General features: G+C 58.4%; 20 protein-coding genes and 1 other annotated feature. Of the genes, 11 read left to right on the top strand and 9 right to left on the bottom strand.

Annotated elements, in window-relative coordinates:
• Window positions 1-5: 5 nt before the first annotated feature.
• Both rsmS and priC read right to left on the bottom strand, forming a co-directional pair.
• A complete protein-coding gene (gene rsmS / locus FFB58_RS09395) occupies window positions 6-164 on the bottom strand; it encodes a pleiotropic regulatory protein RsmS (RefSeq protein ID WP_138369710.1) in 159 nt (52 codons plus the stop codon).
• A gap of 12 nt (window positions 165-176) precedes the next feature.
• Entirely contained in the window at window positions 177-704 is a 528-nt protein-coding gene (priC, locus tag FFB58_RS09390) for a primosomal replication protein N'' (protein WP_138369709.1), read from the bottom strand.
• Between the two features lie 50 nt (window positions 705-754).
• Here priC and FFB58_RS09385 point away from each other — a divergent pair, with 50 nt between their 5' ends.
• The 9 genes from FFB58_RS09385 to FFB58_RS09345 all read left to right on the top strand — a co-directional run bounded on the left by FFB58_RS09385 (window position 755) and on the right by FFB58_RS09345 (window position 10,161).
• Window positions 755-1,132 carry a DUF454 family protein gene (locus FFB58_RS09385; protein ID WP_039032410.1) on the top strand — a complete coding sequence of 126 codons (378 nt, stop codon included), beginning with the start codon at window positions 755-757 and terminating at the stop codon, window positions 1,130-1,132.
• Window positions 1,133-1,284: 152 nt separating this feature from the next.
• Window positions 1,285-1,836, top strand: coding sequence for an adenine phosphoribosyltransferase (gene apt, locus FFB58_RS09380; protein WP_010428187.1), 552 nt, complete (start codon window positions 1,285-1,287; stop codon window positions 1,834-1,836).
• Window positions 1,837-1,925: 89 nt separating this feature from the next.
• Window positions 1,926-3,857 (top strand): DNA polymerase III subunit gamma/tau, encoded by a 1,932-nt coding sequence (dnaX, locus tag FFB58_RS09375; protein WP_138369708.1) that lies wholly within the window; start codon window positions 1,926-1,928, stop codon window positions 3,855-3,857.
• Window positions 3,187-3,251: a sequence feature (DnaX frameshifting element), on the top strand. (Overlaps the previous gene by 65 nt.)
• Window positions 3,858-3,910: 53 nt before the next feature.
• Entirely contained in the window at window positions 3,911-4,243 is a 333-nt protein-coding gene (locus FFB58_RS09370) for a YbaB/EbfC family nucleoid-associated protein (protein ID WP_032616874.1), read from the top strand.
• Entirely contained in the window at window positions 4,243-4,848 is a 606-nt protein-coding gene (gene recR / locus FFB58_RS09365) for a recombination mediator RecR (protein ID WP_039032412.1), read from the top strand. Before FFB58_RS09370 ends, recR begins: the two co-directional genes overlap by 1 nt.
• Before the next feature lie 111 nt (window positions 4,849-4,959).
• Window positions 4,960-6,834, top strand: a complete 1,875-nt coding sequence (gene htpG, locus FFB58_RS09360; protein ID WP_138369707.1) for a molecular chaperone HtpG — start codon at window positions 4,960-4,962, stop codon at window positions 6,832-6,834.
• Between the two features lie 227 nt (window positions 6,835-7,061).
• Window positions 7,062-7,706 carry an adenylate kinase gene (gene adk, locus FFB58_RS09355; RefSeq protein ID WP_039032414.1) on the top strand — a complete coding sequence of 215 codons (645 nt, stop codon included), beginning with the start codon at window positions 7,062-7,064 and terminating at the stop codon, window positions 7,704-7,706.
• A 125-nt stretch (window positions 7,707-7,831) separates the two neighbouring features.
• A complete protein-coding gene (gene hemH / locus FFB58_RS09350; protein ID WP_039032415.1) occupies window positions 7,832-8,794 on the top strand; it encodes a ferrochelatase in 963 nt (320 codons plus the stop codon).
• A 62-nt stretch (window positions 8,795-8,856) separates the two neighbouring features.
• The gene (locus FFB58_RS09345) at window positions 8,857-10,161 is read left to right on the top strand and encodes an inosine/guanosine kinase (RefSeq protein ID WP_039032416.1); all 1,305 of its coding nucleotides are present in this window, start codon (window positions 8,857-8,859) and stop codon (window positions 10,159-10,161) included.
• A gap of 106 nt (window positions 10,162-10,267) precedes the next feature.
• Here the strand turns inward: FFB58_RS09345 and ybaL are convergent, their stop codons facing one another.
• Together ybaL and FFB58_RS09335 are read right to left on the bottom strand one after the other, a co-directional pair.
• Window positions 10,268-11,944 (bottom strand): YbaL family putative K(+) efflux transporter, encoded by a 1,677-nt coding sequence (gene ybaL, locus FFB58_RS09340; RefSeq protein ID WP_039032417.1) that lies wholly within the window; start codon window positions 11,942-11,944, stop codon window positions 10,268-10,270.
• A 234-nt stretch (window positions 11,945-12,178) separates the two neighbouring features.
• On the bottom strand, window positions 12,179-13,384 hold the full coding sequence (locus tag FFB58_RS09335; RefSeq protein WP_039032418.1) for an MFS transporter: 1,206 nt from the start codon (window positions 13,382-13,384) through the stop codon (window positions 12,179-12,181).
• Window positions 13,385-13,546: 162 nt separating this feature from the next.
• On the opposite strand from FFB58_RS09335, the gene ushA reads away from it, so the two are divergent.
• Entirely contained in the window at window positions 13,547-15,199 is a 1,653-nt protein-coding gene (gene ushA / locus FFB58_RS09330; protein WP_138369706.1) for a bifunctional UDP-sugar hydrolase/5'-nucleotidase UshA, read from the top strand.
• Between the two features lie 148 nt (window positions 15,200-15,347).
• Here ushA and ybaK read toward each other — a convergent pair whose 3' ends face one another.
• The 3 genes from ybaK to copA form a co-directional block, all read right to left on the bottom strand.
• Window positions 15,348-15,827, bottom strand: a complete 480-nt coding sequence (gene ybaK, locus FFB58_RS09325; RefSeq protein WP_138369705.1) for a Cys-tRNA(Pro)/Cys-tRNA(Cys) deacylase YbaK — start codon at window positions 15,825-15,827, stop codon at window positions 15,348-15,350.
• A 200-nt stretch (window positions 15,828-16,027) separates the two neighbouring features.
• Window positions 16,028-16,822, bottom strand: a complete 795-nt coding sequence (locus tag FFB58_RS09320) for a TraB/GumN family protein (protein ID WP_138369704.1) — start codon at window positions 16,820-16,822, stop codon at window positions 16,028-16,030.
• 76 nt (window positions 16,823-16,898) lie between these two features.
• Window positions 16,899-19,397 carry a copper-exporting P-type ATPase CopA gene (gene copA, locus FFB58_RS09315; RefSeq protein WP_138369703.1) on the bottom strand — a complete coding sequence of 833 codons (2,499 nt, stop codon included), beginning with the start codon at window positions 19,395-19,397 and terminating at the stop codon, window positions 16,899-16,901.
• A gap of 107 nt (window positions 19,398-19,504) precedes the next feature.
• Here copA and cueR point away from each other — a divergent pair, with 107 nt between their 5' ends.
• The gene (gene cueR / locus FFB58_RS09310; protein ID WP_039032423.1) at window positions 19,505-19,915 is read left to right on the top strand and encodes a Cu(I)-responsive transcriptional regulator; all 411 of its coding nucleotides are present in this window, start codon (window positions 19,505-19,507) and stop codon (window positions 19,913-19,915) included.
• Here the strand turns inward: cueR and FFB58_RS09305 are convergent.
• Window positions 19,912-20,628, bottom strand: coding sequence for a DUF3142 domain-containing protein (locus FFB58_RS09305; RefSeq protein ID WP_138369702.1), 717 nt, complete (start codon window positions 20,626-20,628; stop codon window positions 19,912-19,914). The two genes, cueR and FFB58_RS09305, sit on opposite strands and share 4 nt — an antisense overlap.
• Window positions 20,598-22,742 carry a hypothetical protein gene (locus FFB58_RS09300; protein ID WP_138369701.1) on the bottom strand — a complete coding sequence of 715 codons (2,145 nt, stop codon included), beginning with the start codon at window positions 22,740-22,742 and terminating at the stop codon, window positions 20,598-20,600. The genes FFB58_RS09305 and FFB58_RS09300 overlap by 31 nt, the downstream gene beginning before the upstream one ends.
• Window positions 22,743-22,755: the final 13 nt, after the last annotated feature.

Raw genomic sequence — 22,755 nt, 5'->3', positions numbered from 1 at the left:
CCCTTTCAGGGAGAGGGCAGGGGTGAGGGTCTTTTTCCTTCGAAATCCCGCTTCACAATTTCCAGTGCTTTCAGCACCGTGTCGATCGGCAATTCATGATTCTCCAGCAACATAATCAGGTCGACGGCCAGCTTGACTTCATCGGGGGCGTTTTCCAGTGACACACACTACTCCTGTTAACGGGTCAGACGCGCGATAACGCGTTCAATATCATCCAGTGCCTTGCGGCAGCGTTCAAGCCGCCCCTCCAGCGCGGTAATTTCGCGCATCAGCATCTGCTGCTCTTCCAGCGTTTCGGCCTGGTTCAGCCGGGACTCGCGTTCATTTTTCATCTCGCATAGCCGACGTTCAAACTCCTGGTGCTCCAGGCGCTTGCGCTGCCATTTTGTGGTGCCCGCAGAGGCACCGTCCCAGACGCGTAGCGGCCAGGCGGCTATCTCCCGGTGCAGGGCGGCGATCTGTTCCGCCAGATGAGCGGCCAGCCAGGTGACCTGCTCAGCCTGCGCGTTATCCACGGCGTGACGCAGCTCGTCCAGATGGTGCTGGGCTTCATCGAGGTAATCTTTCATTACGGTGCTGCGGGTGCGGAACAGCTGCCGGTCAAAACGCGGCTTCAGGGTGGCGTGCTGCATCAACGGGGCGGCCTGCTCGCGCAGGGTCGTCAGTTGATTTTGCAACGTCTGTAAAAGCAAGGCTGTTTTCAATCCGCACTCCAGTGGTACAGTAGCCGTTCAGTTTGATAACGATTCGCATTATGCAGCGTACTATTCTAATCATCATTGGCTGGCTTGCGGTAGTGCTCGGCACGCTGGGCGTTGTTTTACCTCTTTTACCCACCACGCCCTTTATATTGCTGGCGGCGTGGTGCTTTGCCCGTTCTTCGCCGCGTTTTCACCACTGGCTGCTCTACCGCTCCTGGTTTGGCGGCTACCTGCGCCACTGGCAACAGCACCGTGCCATGCCGCCCGGCGCTAAGCCACGGGCCGTTGCGGTGATCCTCGTGACCTTCGCCTTTTCATTATGGATGGTAAAAATGATGTGGGTGCGGATCCTGCTGCTGGCAATCCTCACCTGCCTGCTGATTTTCATGTGGCGGATCCCCGTCGTTGATGAAAAGCAACAAAAGCAATAATCATGAGTATGGCTGTTGCAATTCTTGCGCGCAGCCAGTAAATTCGACCGTTTTCGAGCACGGGCAGAGCTGGTCAAAGGTTAAACAATTGTTACTTTGACCGACCATTCATCCGCTCCGTGAGTAACACCGTTTTCATCAGGCATCCATTTATGACCGCAACTGCGCAGCAGCTTGAATTTCTTAAAAACAGCATCAAAAGCATCCAGGATTATCCGAAGCCTGGCATTCTTTTCCGTGATGTCACCAGCTTGCTGGAAGACCCGAAAGCGTATGCTCTCAGCATTGAACTGCTGGTTGAGCGCTATAAAAACGCCGGGATCACCAAAGTTGTAGGCACCGAAGCCCGTGGCTTCCTGTTTGGCGCGCCGGTTGCGCTGGCAATGGGCGTGGGTTTTGTGCCGGTACGTAAACCGCGCAAACTGCCTCGCGAAACCATCGCTGAGAGCTACGAGCTGGAATACGGCACCGACCAGCTTGAAATCCACGTTGATGCGATCAAGCCTGGCGATAAAGTGCTGGTGGTTGACGATCTGCTGGCAACCGGCGGCACCATTGAAGCCACCGTGAAGCTGATCCGTCGTCTGGGTGGTGAAGTGACCGATGCGGCCTTCATCATCAACCTGTTCGATCTGGGCGGCGAACAGCGCCTCGAAAAACAGGGCATCACCAGCTACAGCCTCGTGCCTTTCCCGGGACATTAATCCTCCCGCCCGCAACCTCGCCCAACGGGTGAGGTTGTGTTAGCATTACCCCCCTGAATATCCACCTTCCAGCGTTGCAGAGCCTGCCCATGAGTTATCAGGTGTTAGCCCGAAAATGGCGACCCCAAACCTTTGCTGACGTTGTCGGCCAGGAACATGTGCTGACCGCCCTGGCGAACAGCTTATCGCTAGGACGTATCCATCACGCCTGGCTTTTTTCCGGTACCCGTGGCGTCGGTAAAACCTCTATTGCCCGTTTGCTGGCGAAAGGTCTTAACTGCGAAAGCGGCATCACCGCCACGCCGTGTGGCGTCTGCGATAACTGCCGTGAAATCGAGCAGGGGCGCTTTGTCGATCTGATTGAGATCGATGCCGCCTCGCGCACCAAAGTCGAAGATACCCGCGATCTGCTGGATAACGTCCAGTACGCTCCGGCGCGTGGCCGCTTCAAGGTCTATCTGATCGATGAAGTGCACATGCTCTCGCGCCACAGCTTTAACGCCCTGCTGAAAACGCTGGAAGAGCCGCCCGCACACGTTAAGTTCCTGCTGGCGACCACCGATCCGCAAAAGCTGCCGGTCACTATCTTATCCCGCTGCCTGCAGTTCCACCTGAAGGCGCTGGACGTTACGCAGATCCGCGATCGGCTCGAATACATTCTCAACGAAGAGCAGGTTGCGCATGAGCCGCGTGCGCTGCAGCTGCTGGCGCGTGCTGCCGATGGCAGCCTGCGCGATGCCCTCAGCCTCACCGATCAGGCGATTGCCAGCGGTGAAGGCAAGCTGACGACCCAGGCGGTGAGCACCATGCTCGGCACGCTGGATGACGATCAGGCCTTGTCGCTGATTGAAGCGGTGGTTGAGGCCAACGGCGAGCGGGTGATGGAGCTGGTGAACGCCTCTGCGTCACGCGGCGTCGAGTGGGAAGCCCTGCTGGTTGAAATGCTCAGCCTGCTGCACCGCATTGCGATGGTGCAACTCTCCCCGGCGGCGCTGGGCCCGGATATGGCGGCCATTGAACAGCGGATGCGCGAGCTGGCGCGTACCATTCCGCCAACGGACGTACAGCTCTACTATCAAACCCTATTAATTGGCCGTAAGGAACTGCCGTTCGCGCCCGACAGACGTATGGGGGTCGAGATGACCCTGCTGCGCGCGCTGGCGTTCCATCCGCGCATGCCGCTGCCAGAACCTGAGGTGCAGCCGCAGTCGTTCGCTCCGGTGGCGCCGACGGCAGTGCTCACGCCGCCGCAGGTGCCCACGCAGCAGAGTGCGCCACCGCCGCGACAGGACGTGCCGCTGTCGGATGCCACCAGTTCGGTGCTTGCTGCCCGTAGCCAGCTACAGCGTGCTCAGGGAGCAACCAAACCAAAAAAGAGTGAACCGGCAGCGCCTGCAAGAGCGCGGCCGGTAAATAACGCCGCGCTTGAACGTCTGGCTTCGGTCACGGATCGCGTCCAGTCGCGTTCGGCAACGGTCACCTCTGAGCCAAAGGCGCCGGTTAAGCAAGAGGCGTATCGCTGGAAAGCGACCACCGTCACCGAAGAGGTGAAGGTGGAGGTTGCCACGCCGAAGGCGCTGAAAAAGGCGCTGGAGCACGAGAAAACGCCGGAGCTCTCCGCCAAACTCGCCGAGGAGTCGCTTGAGCGCGATCCCTGGGCGGCAGAGGTCAGCAAACTCAAGCTGCCGAAACTGGTGGAGCAGGTCGCGCTCAACGCCTGGCGCGAGCAGGAGGGCAACCGTATCTGTCTGCATCTGCGTCCGGGCCAGCGTCACCTGAATTCGGCGAGCGCGCAGCAGGTGCTGACTGAGGCGCTCTCCACATTACAGGGTGCGCCGGTTGAATTGACCATCATTGAAGATGATAATCCGGCGGTGCGAACGCCGCTGGAGTGGCGTCAGGCCATTTATGAAGAGAAACTCGCGCAGGCGCGTGAGTCGATTATCGCGGATAATAACATTCAGACCCTGCAGCGTTACTTCGATGCAGACCTGGATGAAGAGAGTATTCGACCCATTTGATCGTGAGTCTGACTTACGGTTGTTATCTTTAACGTGAAAGAAGAGAGAAGCCTATGTTTGGTGGTAAAGGCGGTCTGGGTGGTCTGATGAAGCAGGCCCAGCAGATGCAGGAAAAAATGCAGAAGATGCAGGAAGAGATCGCGCAGATGGAAGTCACTGGCGAATCTGGCGCAGGTCTGGTCAAAGTGACCATCAACGGCGCACATAACTGCCGTCGCGTGGAGATCGACCCTAGCCTGCTCGAAGACGACAAAGATATGCTGGAAGATCTGGTCGCCGCTGCATTTAACGATGCTGCGCGCCGTATCGACGAAACTCAGAAAGAAAAAATGGCCTCTGTATCCTCCGGAATGCAGCTGCCACCGGGCTTTAAGATGCCGTTCTGATGCAAACCAGTCCGCTGCTTACGCAGTTAATGGAAGCGCTGCGCTGCCTGCCGGGCGTCGGCCCGAAGTCGGCGCAGCGTATGGCGTTTACCCTGCTGCAACGCGATCGCAGCGGCGGAATGCGCCTGGCGCAGGCTCTGACCCGCGCCATGTCGGAAATTGGTCACTGTGCCGATTGCCGCACCTTTACCGAGCAGGACGTGTGTAACATCTGCGCCAACCCGCGTCGTCAGGAAAACGGTCAGATTTGCGTGGTGGAGAGTCCTGCGGACATTTACGCCATCGAACAGACCGGGCAATTTTCTGGCCGCTACTTTGTGCTGATGGGCCACCTTTCACCGCTGGACGGTATTGGTCCGGATGATATCGGCCTGGACCGCCTGGAACAGCGCCTGAAATCGGAAACGATCTCTGAGGTGATCCTCGCCACCAACCCAACGGTGGAAGGGGAGGCGACAGCCAACTATATCGCCGAGCTGTGCGCGGAGTCGGGCGTCGACGCCAGCCGTATCGCCCACGGTGTCCCGGTCGGCGGCGAGCTGGAGATGGTGGACGGCACCACGCTGTCGCACTCTCTGGCAGGTCGTCACAAGATTATTTTCTGACCAAACGGAGGCTGCGGCCGTGGCCTCCGCTTGAAAACTTACCCGCTTATCCCCATCTCTCCCTCAACGCTTATAAACCCCATTAAATGGCATTGTTGAGGTCGACTTAGTATGAAAGGACAAGAAACCCGTGGTTTCCAGTCAGAAGTAAAACAACTTCTGCACCTGATGATCCATTCTCTTTATTCCAATAAAGAAATTTTCCTGCGCGAGCTTATCTCTAACGCCTCTGATGCGGCAGACAAGCTGCGTTTTCGTGCGCTCTCGAAGCCAGAGCTGTATGAAGGTGACGGCGAACTGCGCGTGCGCGTCTCCTTTGATAAAGAGAACCGCACTCTGACTATCGCGGATAACGGCATCGGCATGACCCGCGATGAAGCCATCGACCATCTTGGCACCATCGCCAAATCCGGCACCAAAGCCTTCCTGCAGTCGATGGGCTCCGACCAGGCGAAAGACAGCCAGCTGATTGGCCAGTTCGGCGTGGGCTTCTACTCCGCCTTCATCGTGGCGGATAAAGTCACCGTGCGTACCCGTGCGGCAGGCGAAAGCGCTGAAAGTGGCGTGTTCTGGGAATCACACGGCGAAGGTGAATACACCGTTGCCGACATCACCAAAGCCGATCGCGGGACCGAAATCACCCTGCACCTGCGCGAAGGGGAAGATGATTTCCTCAACGACTGGCGCGTACGCTCCATCATCAGCAAATATTCCGACCATATCGCGCTGCCGGTAGAGATCGAAAAACAGGAAGAGCAGGACGGCGAAACCGTTATCTCCTGGGAGAAGATCAACAAGGCGCAGGCGCTGTGGACGCGCAACAAGTCTGAAATCAAAGACGAAGAGTACACCGAGTTCTACAAGCACATCGCCCACGACTTTACCGATCCGCTGACCTGGAGCCACAACCGCGTGGAAGGTAAGCAGGAGTACACCAGCCTGCTGTACATCCCGGCGCAGGCCCCGTGGGATATGTGGAACCGCGATCACAAGCACGGCCTGAAGCTGTACGTGCAGCGCGTGTTCATCATGGACGAAGCCGAGCAGTTCATGCCGAACTACCTGCGCTTTGTGCGTGGCCTGATTGACTCAAACGATCTGCCGCTGAACGTCTCCCGTGAGATCCTTCAGGACAGCACCGTGACCCGCAATCTGCGCACCGCGCTGAGCAAGCGTGCGCTGCAGATGCTGGACAAGCTGGCGAAAGACGACGCGGAAAAATACCAGACCTTCTGGAAACAGTTCGGCCTGGTGCTGAAAGAGGGCCCGGCGGAAGACGCCTCCAACGTTGAAGCCATTGCTAAGCTGCTGCGTTTTGCCTCTACCCATACCGACTCTTCCGAACAGACCGTGTCGCTGGAAGAGTACATCTCCCGCATGAAAGAAGGGCAGGAGAAGATCTACTACATCACCGCCGACAGCTATGCCGCGGCGAAGAGCAGCCCGCACCTGGAGCTGCTGCGTAAGAAAGGCATCGAAGTGCTGCTGCTTTCCGATCGCATCGATGAGTGGATGATGAACTACCTGACCGAGTTCAGCGGCAAAGCGTTCCAGTCCGTTGCCAAAGCCGATGAGTCTATCGACAAGCTGGCGGATGAGGTGGACGAAACTGCGAAAGAGGCGGAGAAGGCGCTGGAGCCGTTCGTTGAGCGCGTGAAAACCCATCTGGGCGATCGCGTGAAAGAGGTGCGTTTCACCCACCGTCTGACCGATACCCCGGCCATCGTCACCACCGAAGCCGACGAGATGAGCACTCAAATGGCGAAGCTGTTCGCCGCTGCGGGCCAGAGCGTACCGGAAGTGAAGTACATCTTTGAACTGAACCCGGATCACGCCCTTGTGAAACGTGCGGCCGAGACCCAGGACGAAGCGGGCTTCGCCGAGTGGGTTGAACTGCTGCTGGATCAGTCCCTGCTGGCCGAACGCGGCACGCTGGAAGATCCAAACCAGTTCATCAAGCGCGTGAATGCGTTGCTGTTAGCTTAATACAATTACCCCTCACCCCAGCCCTCTCTCCAAAGGGGAGAGGGTGTTATAGTTCCCTCTCCCCTCTGGGGAGAGGGTCAGGGTGAGGGGAGCCGTTACCGCACCCTCTAATAAATTCCCCTCATTAACCGTTTCAGCCGCCCCGCCTTCCTTGAGCCATACCCGTTCTGATGGTATTGTTTAGCGCTTTTTGAAAAATTGAATCGACTTTTGAGGGGATTTTCGCAATGCGTATTATTCTGCTTGGCGCTCCGGGCGCGGGTAAAGGAACTCAGGCTCAGTTCATCATGGAGAAATACGGTATTCCGCAAATCTCTACCGGTGACATGCTGCGTGCCGCTGTTAAATCTGGCTCCGAGCTGGGTAAACAGGCGAAAGACATTATGGACGCCGGCAAGCTGGTGACCGACGAGCTGGTAATCGCTCTGGTTAAAGAACGCATTTCCCAGGAAGACTGCCGTAACGGTTTCCTGCTGGACGGCTTCCCGCGCACCATTCCTCAGGCTGATGCTATGAAAGAAGCGGGCATCAACGTGGACTACGTGCTGGAGTTCGACGTACCTGACGAGCTGATCGTTGACCGTATCATCGGTCGTCGCGTACACGCCGCTTCCGGCCGCGTTTACCACGTTAAGTTCAACCCACCGCAGGTGGAAGGTAAAGACGACGTGACCGGCGAAGAGCTGACCACCCGTAAAGACGATCAGGAAGAGACCGTGCGTAAGCGCCTGGTGGAATACCATCAGATGACCGCGCCGCTGATCGGCTACTACACCAAAGAAGCGCAGGCGGGTAACACCAAATACGCGAAAGTTGACGGCACGAAAGCCGTTGCTGATGTTCGTGCAGAGCTGGAAAAGATCCTCGGCTAATCGCGCGTCTCTCACCCGGGTCCTCCGGGTGAGAAAATTTCTCATTTCGTCTATCGCAGCAATGGGTTCCGTTTACGCGCTTTTCAGATACACTTATCAGCCAGTTAAATGGTTATGAGGCGTGAATGAGTCAGGCGAAAACCGGCATCCTGCTTGCCAATCTAGGTACCCCCGAAGCCCCAACACCCGCAGCGGTCAGCCGTTATCTGCGCCAGTTTCTGAGCGATACACGCGTTGTGGATACCCCGCGCCTGCTGTGGTGGCCGCTACTGCGCGGCGTGATTTTACCGATCCGTTCTCCGCGCGTGTCAAAGCTCTATCAGTCCGTCTGGATGGAAGAGGGCTCGCCGCTGATGGTCTACAGCCGTCGCCAGGAGAAAGCGCTGGCCGCCCGTCTGCCGGATATGCCGGTGGCGCTGGGCATGAGCTACGGTAAACCGTCCCTGAAAAGCGCCGTCGATGACCTGCTGGCGCAGGGCGTTGACCACATCAAAGTGCTGACGCTCTATCCGCAATACTCCTGCTCCACCGTGGCCGCGGTCTGGGATGAACTGGCCCGCATTCTGGCAACACGCCGCCGCATTCCAGGCGTGACCTTTATTCGCGACTACGCGGATAACGAGCTCTACATCAAGGCCCTCGCCAGCAGCGCCCGCGCGTCCTTTGAGAAACACGGCGAGCCGGATCTGCTGCTGCTCTCCTACCACGGTATTCCGCAGCGATTCGCCGACGAAGGGGATGATTACCCGCAACGCTGTCGCGACACCACCCGGGAACTGGTTTCCGCCCTCGGCCTGCCGCCGGAGAAGGTGATGATGACCTTCCAGTCGCGCTTTGGCCGCGAGCCGTGGCTTACCCCCTATACCGATGAAACCCTCAAAATGCTGGGCGAGAAGGGAGTGAAGCATATTCAGGTGATGTCGCCGGGCTTTGCGGCGGACTGCCTGGAAACCCTGGAAGAGATCGCGGTGCAAAACCGTGAGTTTTTCCTCGAAGCGGGCGGCACAAAGTATGAGTATATTCCGGCGCTTAACGACGACCCGGAGCATATCGATATGATGGTCTCTCTGCTGACCAACAGCCGCTGATCGCACTCTGCGCCGGGTTTGTGCTACCATTCCCGGCCCATCCGTCACTCATAGCCCAGAACATGAAATTTCCCGGTAAACGTAAATCTAAACACTACTTTCCCGTTAACGCCCGCGATCCGCTGCTGCAGCAAATTCAGCCGGAAAATGAGACCAGTGCCGCCTGGGTGGTAGGCATCGATCAGACGCTGGTGGATATTGAAGCTAAAGTGGACGATGCGTTTGTCGCGCGTTACGGCCTGAGCGCCGGGCACTCTCTGGTTATTGAAGACGATGTGGCGGAAGCGCTGTATCAGGAGCTGGTGAGGGAGAACCTCATCACCCATCAGTTTGCCGGTGGCACCATCGGCAACACCATGCACAACTACTCCGTGCTGGCGGACGACCGCTCCGTTCTGCTGGGCGTGATGTGCAGCAATATCGAAATTGGCAGCTACGCCTACCGCTATCTCTGCAATACCTCCAGCCGTACCGATCTGAATTACCTGCAGGGCGTGGATGGGGCAATTGGCCGCTGTTTCACGCTGATCGGGGAATCCGGCGAACGTACCTTTGCCATCAGCCCGGGGCACATGAACAAACTACGCGCCGAGAGCATTCCGGAAGAGGTGATTGCCGGGGCATCAGCGCTGGTGCTGACCTCCTACCTGGTGCGCTGCAAGCCGGGCGAGCCGATGCCGGAAGCGACCATGAAGGCCGTGGAGTATGCGAAGAAATACAACGTGCCGGTGGTCCTGACCCTGGGCACCAAATTTGTCATCGCCGACAACCCGGAGTGGTGGCAGGCGTTCCTGAAAGAGCACGTCTCGATTCTGGCGATGAACGAAGAAGAGGCCGAAGCCCTGACCGGGGAGAGCGATCCGCTGCTGGCCTCTGACAAGGCGCTGGACTGGGTCGACCTGGTGCTCTGCACCGCCGGACCGGTAGGCTTGTATATGGCCGGTTTCACCGAAGAAGAGGCGAAGCGTAAAACCCAGCATCCGCTGCTGCCGGGGGCGATTGCCGAGTTCAACCAGTTTGAGTTCAGCCGCGCCATGCGCCATAAAGACTGCGTCACTCCCCTGCGTATCTTCTCCCATATCGCCCCGTACATGGGCGGCCCGGAGAAGATCATGAACACCAACGGCGCAGGCGACGGCGCGCTGGCCGCCCTGCTGCACGATATCACCGCTAACGCCTTCCACCGCACCAACGTGCCGAACTCCAGCAAGCATAAATTCAACTGGCTGACCTACTCGTCGCTGGCGCAGGTATGTAAGTACGCGAACCGCGTAAGCTATCAGGTGCTGAACCAGCACTCACCGCGCTTAACGCGCGGCCTGCCGGAGCGGGAAGATAGCCTGGAAGAGTCGTACTGGGATCGGTAAAAGAAAACCCCTCACCCTAACCCTCTCCCCATAGGGGAGAGGGAACTCAAACACCCTCTCCCCTATGGGGAGAGGGCCGGGGTGAGGGGCCCAGGCCGCACAAGTTTTACCCCGTCACCGTCGCTTCAACCGGCGGTTTCTCCAGCAGCGACAGCATGGTATTGGCAATCTCGCGCTCGCCCATCACCACCTGATTCGCGCCGCGCTCCATAATGTAATCCACTTCGTCGTCGTAATGCGCCCGGGCGATAATCTCCAGGTGCGGGTATTTTTCACGAGCGGAGACCACGATCTCACCCGCCTCGTAACCGTTAGGGATAGTCAACAGCAGCCAGCGGGCGCAATCCAGATGCGCCAGGTTCATGATCTCTTCGTTAGCCGCGTTCCCCAGCACCGCGCGGATCCCGCGCTCGCGCAGCTCATCCACGCGGGTGCGGGAGGTTTCAATCACCACCAGCGGAATGCCCTGGGCCATCAGCTTCTCGCCCAGCAGGCTCCCGACGCGGCCAAAACCGACCAGCAGGGCGTGGTTGCAGATATCCACCGGGATCTGCTTCTCTTCTTCGATCGCCTCTTCCAGGGTCTGCTCTTCGAGGGTTTCGGTTTTATCGAGGTATTTTTCCAGCAGCGCGAACAGCACCGGGTTCAGCATAATGGAGAGGATTGCCCCTGCCAGCACCAGGTTTTGCCCGGCCTGCGGCAGCAGATCCAGCGCCATGCCCAGTCCGGCGAGGATAAAGGCAAACTCACCAATCTGCGCAAGGCTGGCGGCGATGGTCAGCGCGGTACGCGGCGAGTGACCAAACATGCGCACCAGGAAGAAAGCCGCCACCGACTTACCAAAAATAATGATCGCCAGGGTGCCCAGCACCGCCAGCGGCTGCTCAATCAGCACCAGCGGATTGAACAGCATCCCGACCGAGACAAAGAACAGCACCGCAAAGGCATCGCGCAGGGGCAGGGTATCGTGGGCGGCACGGTGGCTCAGTTCCGATTCGTTCAGCACCATCCCGGCAAAGAAGGCGCCCAGCGCGAAGGAGACGTCGAACAGCTCCACGGCGCCAAAGGCAATCCCCAGCGCCAGCGCCAGTACCGCGAGGGTAAACAGCTCGCGCGAGCCGGTCGCCGCGCTGCGGGAGAGGATCCACGGCACCAGGCGGCGGCCCACCAGCATCATAATGGCGATAAAGGCCACCACTTTGCCGATGGTGATACTCATATCCAGCGCCAGGGAGGCGAACCCGACGTTCTCTTTTTCGAGCATTCCGGCGACAGCAGGCAGCAACACCAGGGTTAAGACCATCACCAGATCTTCAACAATCAGCCAGCCAATGGCGATCTGCCCCCGCTGGCTGTCAATCAGCTGTCTCTCTTCAAGCGCGCGCAGCAGTACCACGGTACTGGCGGTGGAAAGACACAGGCCGAACACGATGCCGGTCATTAGCGGCCAGCCCAGCATCGCTGAAAGCGCCATACCCAGCAACGTCGCCACGGCTATCTGGGCGATCGCGCCAGGAATGGCGATCGACTTTACCGCCATCAAATCCTTCAGGGAGAAATGCAAACCCACACCGAACATCAGCAGGATCACCCCAAGCTCCGCCAGCTCGGGGGCAAGTTTCGTATCAGCAACAAAACCAGGGGTAAACGGACCAGCTAACACGCCCGCCACTAAATAGCCCACCAGAGGGGAAATACGCAGTTTGTTGGCAATCATGCCGAGTATAAAAGCGAGTACAAGTCCACCAACAATGGTGGTGATAAGCGGTGTGGCGTGGTGCATTCCGTCTCCTTTCGTTGCTGTATGACTCCATTTTTGGTTCGTAAACCAAAAAGCCGTGTAATAGTTTATGACAAAATTAATGATTACGTTTATGAATAATTATTGAATTTTAATGAAAACAGCAATAAGGGTTAAACGGACGTACATCCGGACGATTTATCAGAGGTGTGGTGAAGAAAGGCTGATGGCAGAAGGGAAGGGCGCGGCCAAAGCTGTAGTTTGGCCGCAGATAAATCAGGATTTATGCCGGTTATCAGGCAGGAATATAGTCAACATCCCAAGAAGTGGCAGGAAAGCGCAGATTTTGTAGACCAGGAAGATGCTGGTATGGTCTGCAATCAGCCCTAATACCGCCGCGCCAAGGCCGCCCATCCCGAAGGCAAAACCAAAAAACAGCCCGGAAACCATGCCGATACGCCCCGGAAGCAGCTCCTGAGCGTACACCAGAATGGCAGAAAAGGCGGATGCGAGGATAAAACCAATGATCACGGTTAAAACGCCCGTCCACCACAGGGTTGCGTAGGGTAAAATAAGCGTGAAGGGCGCAACACCGAGGATAGAGCCCCAAATCACATATTTACGTCCGATTTTGTCCCCCAGCGGCCCACCAATAAAGGTCCCGGCTGCGACGGCAAACAGGAACGCGAACAGATGAAACTGGGCGTTTTGTACCGATAGTCCGAATTTTTCCATCAGATAAAAGGTGTAATAGCTGCTGATACTCGCCATATAGAAGTATTTGGAGAAAATCAGCATCAGCAGGATGCTGACGGCCAGAATCACCTTGTTGCGTGGCAGGGGATTTATCACCGGCGCTTTTGGTTTGCCTTTATTGACCCGGTGCTGAGCCGCATACCAGCGGCTGATTTGCGCCAGCACCACAATCGCTAACAGCGCGGCCAGCACAAACCAGGCCACGTTGCCTTTGCCGTACGGGGCGATAATCACCGCCGCCAGCAGCGGACCGAGGGAGCTGCCGAAGTTGCCGCCCACCTGGAACAGCGACTGTGCCAGACCGTGACGGCCACCGGAGGCCATTCGCGCCACGCGGGACGACTCCGGATGGAAGACCGACGAGCCGGTGCCCACCAGGGCGGCTGCCACCAGCACCCCTTCAAAGCTGCCCGCCATCGCCAGCAGGATCAGGCCGCTCAGGGTAAAGCACATGCCAATCGGCAGCGACCATGGCATCGGATATTTATCCGTCCAGTAGCCCACCACCGGTTGCAGCAGCGACGACGCCAGCTGGAAGGTGAGGGTGATCATGCCGATCTGCACGAAGGTGAGAGAGAACTCGGACTGCAGTAACGGGTAGATCGCCAGAATAAGCGACTGGATCATATCGTTAAGCAGATGCGAAAGACTGATTGCGCCGAGAATACCGAATGAGGTGCGGGCCTTAGCCGCCGACACCGGAGGAGTAGATTCGCTGATTGCCATAAATACCACGTCGATTGTTATTGGAAGTGCAGGGAGTAATTATTATCCGACTAACATACCTGTCCCTGACATTTGAGGAAAGTCGCAATTCTGAAAACATATTTGTCTATTCTGATGACTCATTGTAATTTTTGCGTTTGTCTAAGATCAGGGAGTGAAGAAATGAAGTTAATGAAGCGAGGCGTCGCGCTGGCAATAATAGCGGCGTGCGGTCTGCTCAGCCTGCCAGCCCAGGCCTGGGAAAAAGATAAAACCTATAACATCACCATCCTGCATACTAACGATCATCACGGCCACTTCTGGCGCAGCGAATACGGTGAATATGGCCTCTCGGCGCAGAAAACGCTGGTGGACGGGATCCGTAAAGAGGTGGCGGCAAAAGGCGGCAGCGTGCTGCTGCTCTCCGGTGGCGATATTAATACCGGCGTGCCGGAATCCGATCTACAGGACGCGGAACCCGATTTTCGCGGCATGAATCTCATTGGCTACGATGCGATGGCCGTGGGTAACCATGAGTTTGATAATCCCATCGACGTATTACGCCAGCAGGAGAAGTGGGCTAAATTCCCGTTCCTATCCGCCAATATTTACCAGAAAAGCACCGGCGAGCGCTTATTTAAGCCCTGGGCCATTTTCAAACGCCAGGATATTAAAATTGCGGTGGTGGGGCTGACCACCGATGACACGGCGAAAATCGGCAACCCGGAATATTTTACCGACATCGAATTCCGTAAACCGGCTGATGAAGCGAAGCTGGTGATCCAGGAGCTGCAGCAGAACGAAAAACCGGACGTGATTATCGCCACCACCCACATGGGGCACTACGATAACGGCGAGCACGGCTCGAACGCCCCGGGTGATGTTGAGATGGCGCGTAGCCTGCCGGCGGGCTCGCTGGCGATGATTGTGGGCGGTCACTCCCAGGATCCGGTCTGTATGGCCTCGGAAAATAAAAAGCAGGTGGATTACGTGCCAGGCACGCCGTGCGCGCCGGACAAGCAGAACGGGATCTGGATTGTGCAGGCCCACGAGTGGGGCAAATATGTGGGCCGCGCGGACTTCGAATTCCGCAACGGCGAGATGAAGCTGGTGCACTACCAGCTGATCCCGGTCAACCTGAAGAAGAAGGTCACTTACGATAACGGCCAGAGCGAGCGCGTGCTCTATACCCCGGAAATTGCGGAAAACCCACAGATGCTCTCCCTGCTGACGCCGTTCCAGAATAAAGGTAAGGCGCAGCTGGACGTGAAGATTGGCACGCTCAACGGCCGACTGGAAGGCGATCGCAGCAAGGTGCGCTTCGTGCAGACCAACATGGGGCATCTGATCCTGGCCGCGCAGATGGCGCGCACCGGTGCCGATTTTGCGGTGATGAGCGGCGGCGGGATCCGCGACTCCATCGAAGGCGGGGACATCACCTATAAAGATGTGCTGAAGGTGCAGCCGTTCGGCAACGTGCTGGTGTATGTCGATATGAGCGGCAAAGAGGTGACAGACTATCTGACGGCGGTGGCGCAGATGAAACCGGACTCCGGAGCCTATCCACAGTTTGCCAACGTGAGCTTTGTGGCGAAGGGCGGGGTGCTGAGCGACCTGAAGATCAAGGGCGAACCGGTCGATCCGGCCAAAACCTACCGTATGGCGACGTTAAGCTTTAACGCCACCGGCGGCGATGGTTATCCGCATATCGATAATAAACCGGGCTATGTGAATACCGGCTTTATCGACGCCGAGGTGCTCAAGCAGTATATCCAGCAGAATTCACCGCTGGATGTGAATGCCTATGAACCGCAGGGTGAGGTGAGCTGGCAGTAACCGCCGTAAGTGTCGGGTGGCGGCTTCAGGACCGTGCGGCCTGCTGCCCTCACCCCGTCCCTCTCCCACCGGGAGAGGGCGCAAACACTAAAAACGGTAACGGTTGTTACCGTTTTGCTTTTACCTCGAAGCGCCACCGGGCAATGCCTTAATCCCGGCGCGCAATATCCGCAAACTGCGCATCCAGCATTTTCGCCAGATCGCCCGCCGCCAGCTCAATGTCCAGCCCGCGCTTGCCGCCGGAAATGTAGATTGTGTCAAACCCCTGTGAGGGCGCATCAATCAGCGTCGGCAGGCGCTTCTTTTGCCCCAGCGGGCTGATCCCACCCACCAGGTACCCCGTGGTGCGTTGCGCAACCATCGGGTCCGCCATATCCACTTTTTTCGCGCCCAGCGCTTTGGCGACTTTCTTCAGATCCAGCTGGCTGGCAACCGGCGTCACCGCCACGGCGAGGTGTTTCATGTCGCCATTCACCGCGACCAGCAATGTTTTATAAACCTGATCCGCATTCAGACCCAGTTTACGCACCACTTCATCACCAAAATTGGTTTCAGCCGGATCGTGGTCGTAGCTGTGGATCCGAAACGCAATCTTGTTTTTTTCGAGTAATTTAACGGCGGGAGTCATAGCAATCCTTCTTAGCCCGGACAATAAACGCCTTAAGAATACGCCTCAAAAGAGGCTAAAAAATAGCACCATCTTGCGCATATAGTGTTGGCAGTGATGGTCACTTTGAGCGACAATCTTCTGAACCGGAGGTCTCCTCCGGCATAATAACAATGATGAAATTCCTCTTTGACGGGCCAATAGAAATATTGGCCACTTTTTTATCTCAGCAACGACGGCAAATTCCCCTCGCCGTACAGATGCAATGCCCCAACCGCCACCACATACCGTCCGGCAGGCAGCGCGTGCAGCTTTTCGCACCACGCCTGATTGCGCTCGTGCATCAGCACGTCATACAGCGATTCGCTGAACGTGGCCGGAAGCGCCAGCCGGTCAACGGCAGGAGGCGAATCCAGCCACCAGCTCACCATGGTTTGCAGCAGCCGGGCATTGGTGTGCCAGTGGGTTAGCGTATCTTCCAGCAGCAGCAAACCGTCGTTTGGCATCTGGCGCAGCAGCGCAATCTGGCTGGCGGCCCCCTCCAGTTCGATAACCGGCAACTGCTGCGCGCGTGCGGCATTCAGCAATTGATAGTCGATGCCGTAATCGCCCCGTAATCCCAGCCGCTGCGCCTGGGTGGCCTGCAACACCATCGCGATCTGCCATAGCGGCTGGCTCTCGAGCATCGAGACAGGTAAGCCAAGCTCGTCGGCAACCCGTTGCAGTTCAGCCAGTTGCGTAGCGCTGAGACGCTCCTCCAGCGGAGGCGGGATCGCAAGCCCGGCGAAAGGTGACTCATCCCCGGAGATATCCGCTTCGACGATCAGCGCGTCGGCCTGACGCAGTCGGCTAATCAGCCCCTCGGGCAACGGAGACATATCTCGCGTCCCCATATGGATGCTGCCAACCAGATGCAGATGCTGTCCGCCGGGAAGGGTGATATCGAGTCCAGGCCAGCGATAGCGGCGGGGGAAAAGGGCGCGAAACGATGCTTTCAGACGTTGAAACAGACCCATACGCGCTCCCTGAATGAAAAATTCATGCTAGCGCGTGGGGCAGGGCGGTGCAAGACGTCCTTGTCCTGCAACCGCCTCAGGCTTTAGGTTTAAAGCGCAACAGGCGGTTAGCGTTGCTCACCACGGTAATAGAGGAGAGGGCCATGGCGGCACCCGCCACTACCGGGTTCAGCAGCGTGCCGGTCAGCGGCCATAAGATCCCGGCGGCGATAGGAATACCGAAGGCGTTATAGATAAAGGCCCCCAGCAGGTTTTGCTTCATGTTGCGCAACGTCGCTTTAGAAATGGCAAGCGCGTCGGCCACCCCGGTCAGGCTGTGGCGCATCAGGGTGATGGCTGCCGTTTCGATGGCGACATCGCTCCCGCCGCCCATGGCGATGCCCACATCCGCCTGCGCCAGCGCCGGGGCGTCGTTGATGCCGTCGCCAATCATCGCCACGCGGCGTCCCTGGCCCTGCAGTTTGATAATCGCATCCGCTTTGCCATCCGGCAGCACGCCGGCGATCACCTCATCGATACCCGCTTCCCGGGCGATAGCCTGGGCGGTGGTGGCGTTATCGCCGGTGAGCATCACCAGACGATAGCCTTCCCGGTGCAGGCGTTGCAGCGCGGCCACGCTGTCAGCGCGTAATGGATCGCGAATGGCAAACAGCGCCGCGGCCTGTCCGTCTACCGCCAGCAGCACCGGGGTTGCCCCCTGTGAAGCCCAGGTTTGCAGCTGCTCGTCCAGCGCACGGGTATCAATGCCGTTTTCTGCGAGCAGCGCCTGGTTACCCAGCAGCAGGGTGCGATTATCCACCTCACCGCTGACCCCAAGCCCGCGCAGGGTGCGGAAGTTATTCATCTGCGGTAATGCGTTGCCCGCTTTCTCCAGAATCGCCCGGGCCAGCGGATGGCTGGAGCCCTGCTCCAGTGCGCCCGCCAGGCTCAGGGCCTCGGCTTCGCTCATCCCCCCCAGGGTATGGACGGCAACCACCTGGGGTTTACCCTCGGTGAGGGTCCCGGTTTTATCAAACACCAGGGTGTCTAAGGTGCTGGCGCGCTGCAGGGCGTCGGCATCACGTACCAGCACGCCCGATTCTGCGGCACGCCCGACGCCGGAGATAATCGACATCGGCGTCGCCAGTCCCAGGGCACAAGGACAGGCGATGATCAGCACCGTGGTGGCGATCACCAGGGTATAGACAATCTGCGGCGCGGGGCCGAAGAAGTACCAGATAGCGGCGCTGAACAGGGCGATACCCACCACCACCGGCACGAAGATGGCAGAGATTTTATCGGCCAGCTTGCCGATCTCCGGCTTGCTGCTCTGGGCCTGGCGCACCATACGAATAATGCGCGACAGCGTAGTGTGGCTGCCGACGGCACTGGCGCGGAACAGCACGCTGCCATCCTGCACGACGGTACCGGCATGAACACTCTCCCCGTCGCCTTTCTGCTGCGGCACCGGCTCGCCGGTGAGCATCGCTTCGTCGAACCAGGCTTCGCCCTGGGTGATCTCTCCGTCCACCGGCACGCGATCTCCGGTGGTCAGGCGCAGGATCATGCCTTCCTGAACCTCTGCCAGCGGCACGCTCTGTTCGCCGTTTTCGGTCACAACCCGGGCGGTAGGCGGCGTTAAGTCGAGCAATCTTTCCAGCGCTTTCGACGAGCGCTGACGGGCCCGGGCTTCCAGCATATGGCCTAAGTTAATCAGGCCGATAATCATCGCGCTGGCTTCATAATAAAGATGGCGCGCTTCCATCGGGAACCACTGCGGCCAGACGTTGACGCTCATTGAGTAGAGCCACGCCGCGCCGGTACCAAGCGCCACCAGCGTGTCCATGGTGGCGGTGCGGTTTTTCAGGCTTTTCCAGGCGCTGGTATAAAAGTGGCCGCCCGCGAAGATCATCACCCCAAGGGTGAGCACGCCAATCGCCAGCCACAGCGTGCGGTTGTCGTCGGTGACCATCATATTGTCGCTGAGCATTCCCCAGACCATCACCGGGATGCCTACCAGCAGGGCGACAATCGCCTGCCAGCGAAAACGTTTCATGGTGGCGATGGCGGTCTCCTGCTGGCGCGCCCGGCGTTCGAGGTCATCCTCAATCGCCTCGGCGCCGTAGCCTGCTTTTTCGACCGCCTGCACTAAATCAGCGGCGGAGGCGCTGCCCATGACCAGCGCAGTGCGCTCCGCCAGATTGACCCGTGCCTGTGCCACACCCGGAACCGCCTGCAGGGCATCCTGGACGCGGGTGACGCAGCTGGCGCAGCTCATGCCATTGATCAACAGCTGCTGGCTGTCATCGCTATCGTGAGCTGCCGGAAGCTCAGAGGGGGCCGCTGTCAGTGCTTCCGACGGAGTTGTTGACGCTGTCAGCGGATCAGCCTTTGGGTGGCTTAACGCCGCACCGTAACCGGCCTGTTTGATGGTGTCGATCAGGGCATCGGCGCTTGCGCTGCCGGTGACGACCGCGTGCTCGATGGTCACATCTGCACTCTCAACGTCCGGGCGTTGCTCCAGACTCTCTTTAACGCGTTTGACACAGTGGCCGCAGGAGAGGCCATCCAGGGTCAGGTCGATGGTTTGAGACATAGGTAAACTCCTTCTAAATCTCCAGCCAGATATTGACCGGAGAGACACTTTCATCTAACTGTTATGAAGGTTAAACCTTCCATCAAGGGGAAGGTCAAGGGGGAAACGTGAATATCAGTGATGTTGCCAAAAAAACTGGCTTAACCAGCAAAGCAATTCGTTTTTACGAAGAGAAAGGGCTGGTGACGCCGCCGCTGCGCAGTGAGAACGGCTACCGGAGCTATACCCAGAAGCACCTCGATGAACTGACGCTGCTGCGCCAGGCGCGACAGGTGGGGTTTAATCTGGAGGAGTGCGGCGACCTGGTGAACCTGTTCAACGATCCCGCGCGTCACAGCGCCGACGTTAAAAGCCGGACGCTGGAGAAGGTGGCGGAGATTGAACGGCATATTGTGGAGCTACAGGCGATGCGCGATCAATTGCTGGCGCTGGCGGAGAGCTGTCCGGGGGATGACGGCGCCGACTGTCCGATCATTGATAATCTGTCCGGCTGCTGTCATCGCAAGGCGAAGGCTTAACCCCGGGCCGGATTGAGCATAAACACCACCGTACCGCGATACCACGGGGATTGTTGCAGCTGCGCTTCGGCCTGCCGATCCCGCTGGCCGTTCTGGACCAGCCCGAGCTTGAACGGAATGCGCAGGCGGGCGAGCGCGGGCAGATAGGCCTGATAGTTAGCAACCGTATGGCGGCCCTGATAGCTCTGGATCACCAGTTCATCCACCGCCAGCGCGTTCAGCGTGGCGACATCCCCGGTTTTTGCCCAGTCCAGCAGCCCGGTGACCCCCAGCGAAAATTCGGCTGGCAGCTGCTGGCGCAACGCCTGCAAAAAGCGGGCGTAGTCCGCCAGCTGGTGGGTGGCCGCATCAAAATCGACCTGCAAACCCACCACCTGATTACCTGCCGCCTGCCAGCGCTGCATCAGGCGGACAATTCGCGGGAGGATCTCAGGCGGTACGTCAAGAGTGGTAAAGCGCACGGTCAGCCAGATTGAGGGAAAGGTCAGGCGGCTGACGGGCAGTCCGAGGCGCTGGAACACCACCTCATTCGGGCGGGCCAGCACCTCTCCCTGATGCAGATAGACCGTTTGCGCCTCCTTCAGCGCATCGCTGGCCTTCACCCCCGACCAGAGCCAGAAGGCCGGGTGCTCGTGGGCGGTAACGATCTCCTGCGCCTGCGCCTGTCCGGCCAGCAGCGCGGCTACCAGTAGTATTTGAGTTTTTGTGCCCACGGGCTGCCCGGATACTGCGTTTTTAACTGCGTGAACCAGCCTTTGCGCTGGGCTTTGTCCACCTCTGCTCCACCACATTCGTTATAGCCGGACGGGGCATAGCACATGATGGCCCGATAGAGCGCGTAGCTTTTATCTTCATGCTCCGCCTTTGGCGAGGTGATGACCTGCTGATAGTAACCTTGCCTGTCAAACTGGCCGTAAGGTTCCTTGCGGTGGATCGCCGCGCCAAGCAGGCCGTTGCCCGCGCTGTCTTTCCACAGATCGACATGGGTACTGGTTGTGCGAAAGAACTCGCCCAGACAGTTCAGGGCATGGGCATCATTGGCGTTCTGGCTGAGTACCTGCACCGTTTTATCCAGACTTCGACAGACGTAACCGGCTCCGGCGGTATCGCCGTTCCAGTCGAAAACGCTCAGGTTAACATCGTCAAACGCTTTGCCCACGACCGGAGGCGTGATGGCGCTGGCGAGCTTTCTGTCAGTTAACCAGTCGCCGAAGCGGTTTTCGGTTAAATCACGCACCAACAGCGTGTGCAGCGCAATGGTGCGCTCCTCGTTGTTCGGCCCCTGGCTGGCCTGCTGGCGTAACCGCTCAGGCGAGGCCACCGCTTTAAGCACCTGTGAGCGAAGCCGCAGGTTGGTAACGGCGCTGTCCGGAGCAAAAATCGCCTCTGCATTGCCGCTATACACCAGCGTGGCGGCCAGTCTGGCCTGCACATACTGCTGCTGTTCGACATCCTTGCTCTGCTTTAGCAACATCAGCCAGAAATCACCTGCCGCCGGCCACTGCTTTTGCGCCATCAGCGCGTCGCCGTACAGCACCTGCTCGCTGAAGGCGAGAATGTCGTGCGCCGGGAGTTTTTCCGCTGGCTTAACGGCCTGCAAAATGGCGGCATCGTTGTTTGTCGCCCGCCACAGGTTCAACTGCAGATTACGCCACAGCGCCAGCTTGCCGCTTTTTTCAAACACCGGTTTGCTGCTGTCGAGCGCCTGCTGCGTCAGGGTCGGTTTCTCGTCGCTGTTCAGGCGAAGGGCGCGCAGCATTTCGGTATAGCTGACCAGCGGCGCGTCGGGGAATGCCTCCTGCACGGCGCTTACATAGAACTGCATGCCAAAGACATTATCGTATTCGATCACCAGCCCGCGCAGCGCCCCGGCGTCACTGGCCTGCTGGAACCGCTGCTCATACAGCCCTGCCAGCTGCGGCCAGGCCTGCAGATACCAGTTGATGCGACGCAGCATGCCGCGTGCGGAATCGGCATAACGCCCTTCCGGCCAGCGCTGCAGATAAGCCTGGGCAGCTTTCTGCGCCTGTTCGGCGGCAGGGCGATCGATACGATCGAGAGTGAAATCGCCGTACTCCCCCGTGCTGTTCTGGCTGCTTTTGTTCAGCGCCGTGCGCATCAGCATATAATGCGCGGTTTCCGCCAGCCACGGGCGATTGCTGTCGATCAATGCGCTAAATGCGCGATCCGCCCCGGCGTAATCCCCGGCATAAAAAAGGGCTGCCCCTGACAGATAGGTTTTGTACTGCACGGCTGTCGATTGTGCCGGAAGAGTCTCCAGAGATGCCGCCAGCTGCTCGTCGGTCGCGCCGGAATAGAGCCCTGAACGCGCCCGGGCCAGGGCATGGCGCTGTTCGGCCGTGAGCGTTTCATCGGCCAGCAGGGCGGCAAAAAACTGGCTCACGCTGTCGGCACTGTTCGAGACGAAGCGGTTTTCCAGCTCACCGTCGTTGCGGATCTCAACGGGGTCAAGCTGCAGAGCGGCGAGCTGTTTGCTGAGCGAACTCTCTTCAACCGGTGCTTCCCGTGCGGCGGTGGCAGGTGTCGTTGCGGCATCCCACTCCGGATGATAAGCAAAATAGAAGTCTCGGGAGCGGGTGATATCCGCAGGCGTGGCCTGCACGGGCAGGGCAAAGGATTTTGCTTCGCTCAGCAGGCGCAGTAGGTTGTCGCGGGAATCATTGCCGGGTGTCAGCACCGGGTCGCCTTTCAGCAGGCAATGGTCATCGCTCCATTTACAGTCTTCAATATCAAACGAGGCGTATGCCGGTACGGCACTTGCCAGTAATGCGCTAACGCTCATTGCCAGCGTTGTCTTCCTGACCATTCTGTTAATCCTG

The organism is Enterobacter sp. MF024, assembly GCF_005843915.1.
In the GTDB taxonomy this organism is placed as follows: Bacteria; Pseudomonadota; Gammaproteobacteria; order Enterobacterales; family Enterobacteriaceae; genus Enterobacter; species Enterobacter barmai.
The sequence above is the reverse complement of the archived record's forward strand: the minus strand, read 5'-3'. Positions and strand labels throughout refer to the sequence as shown.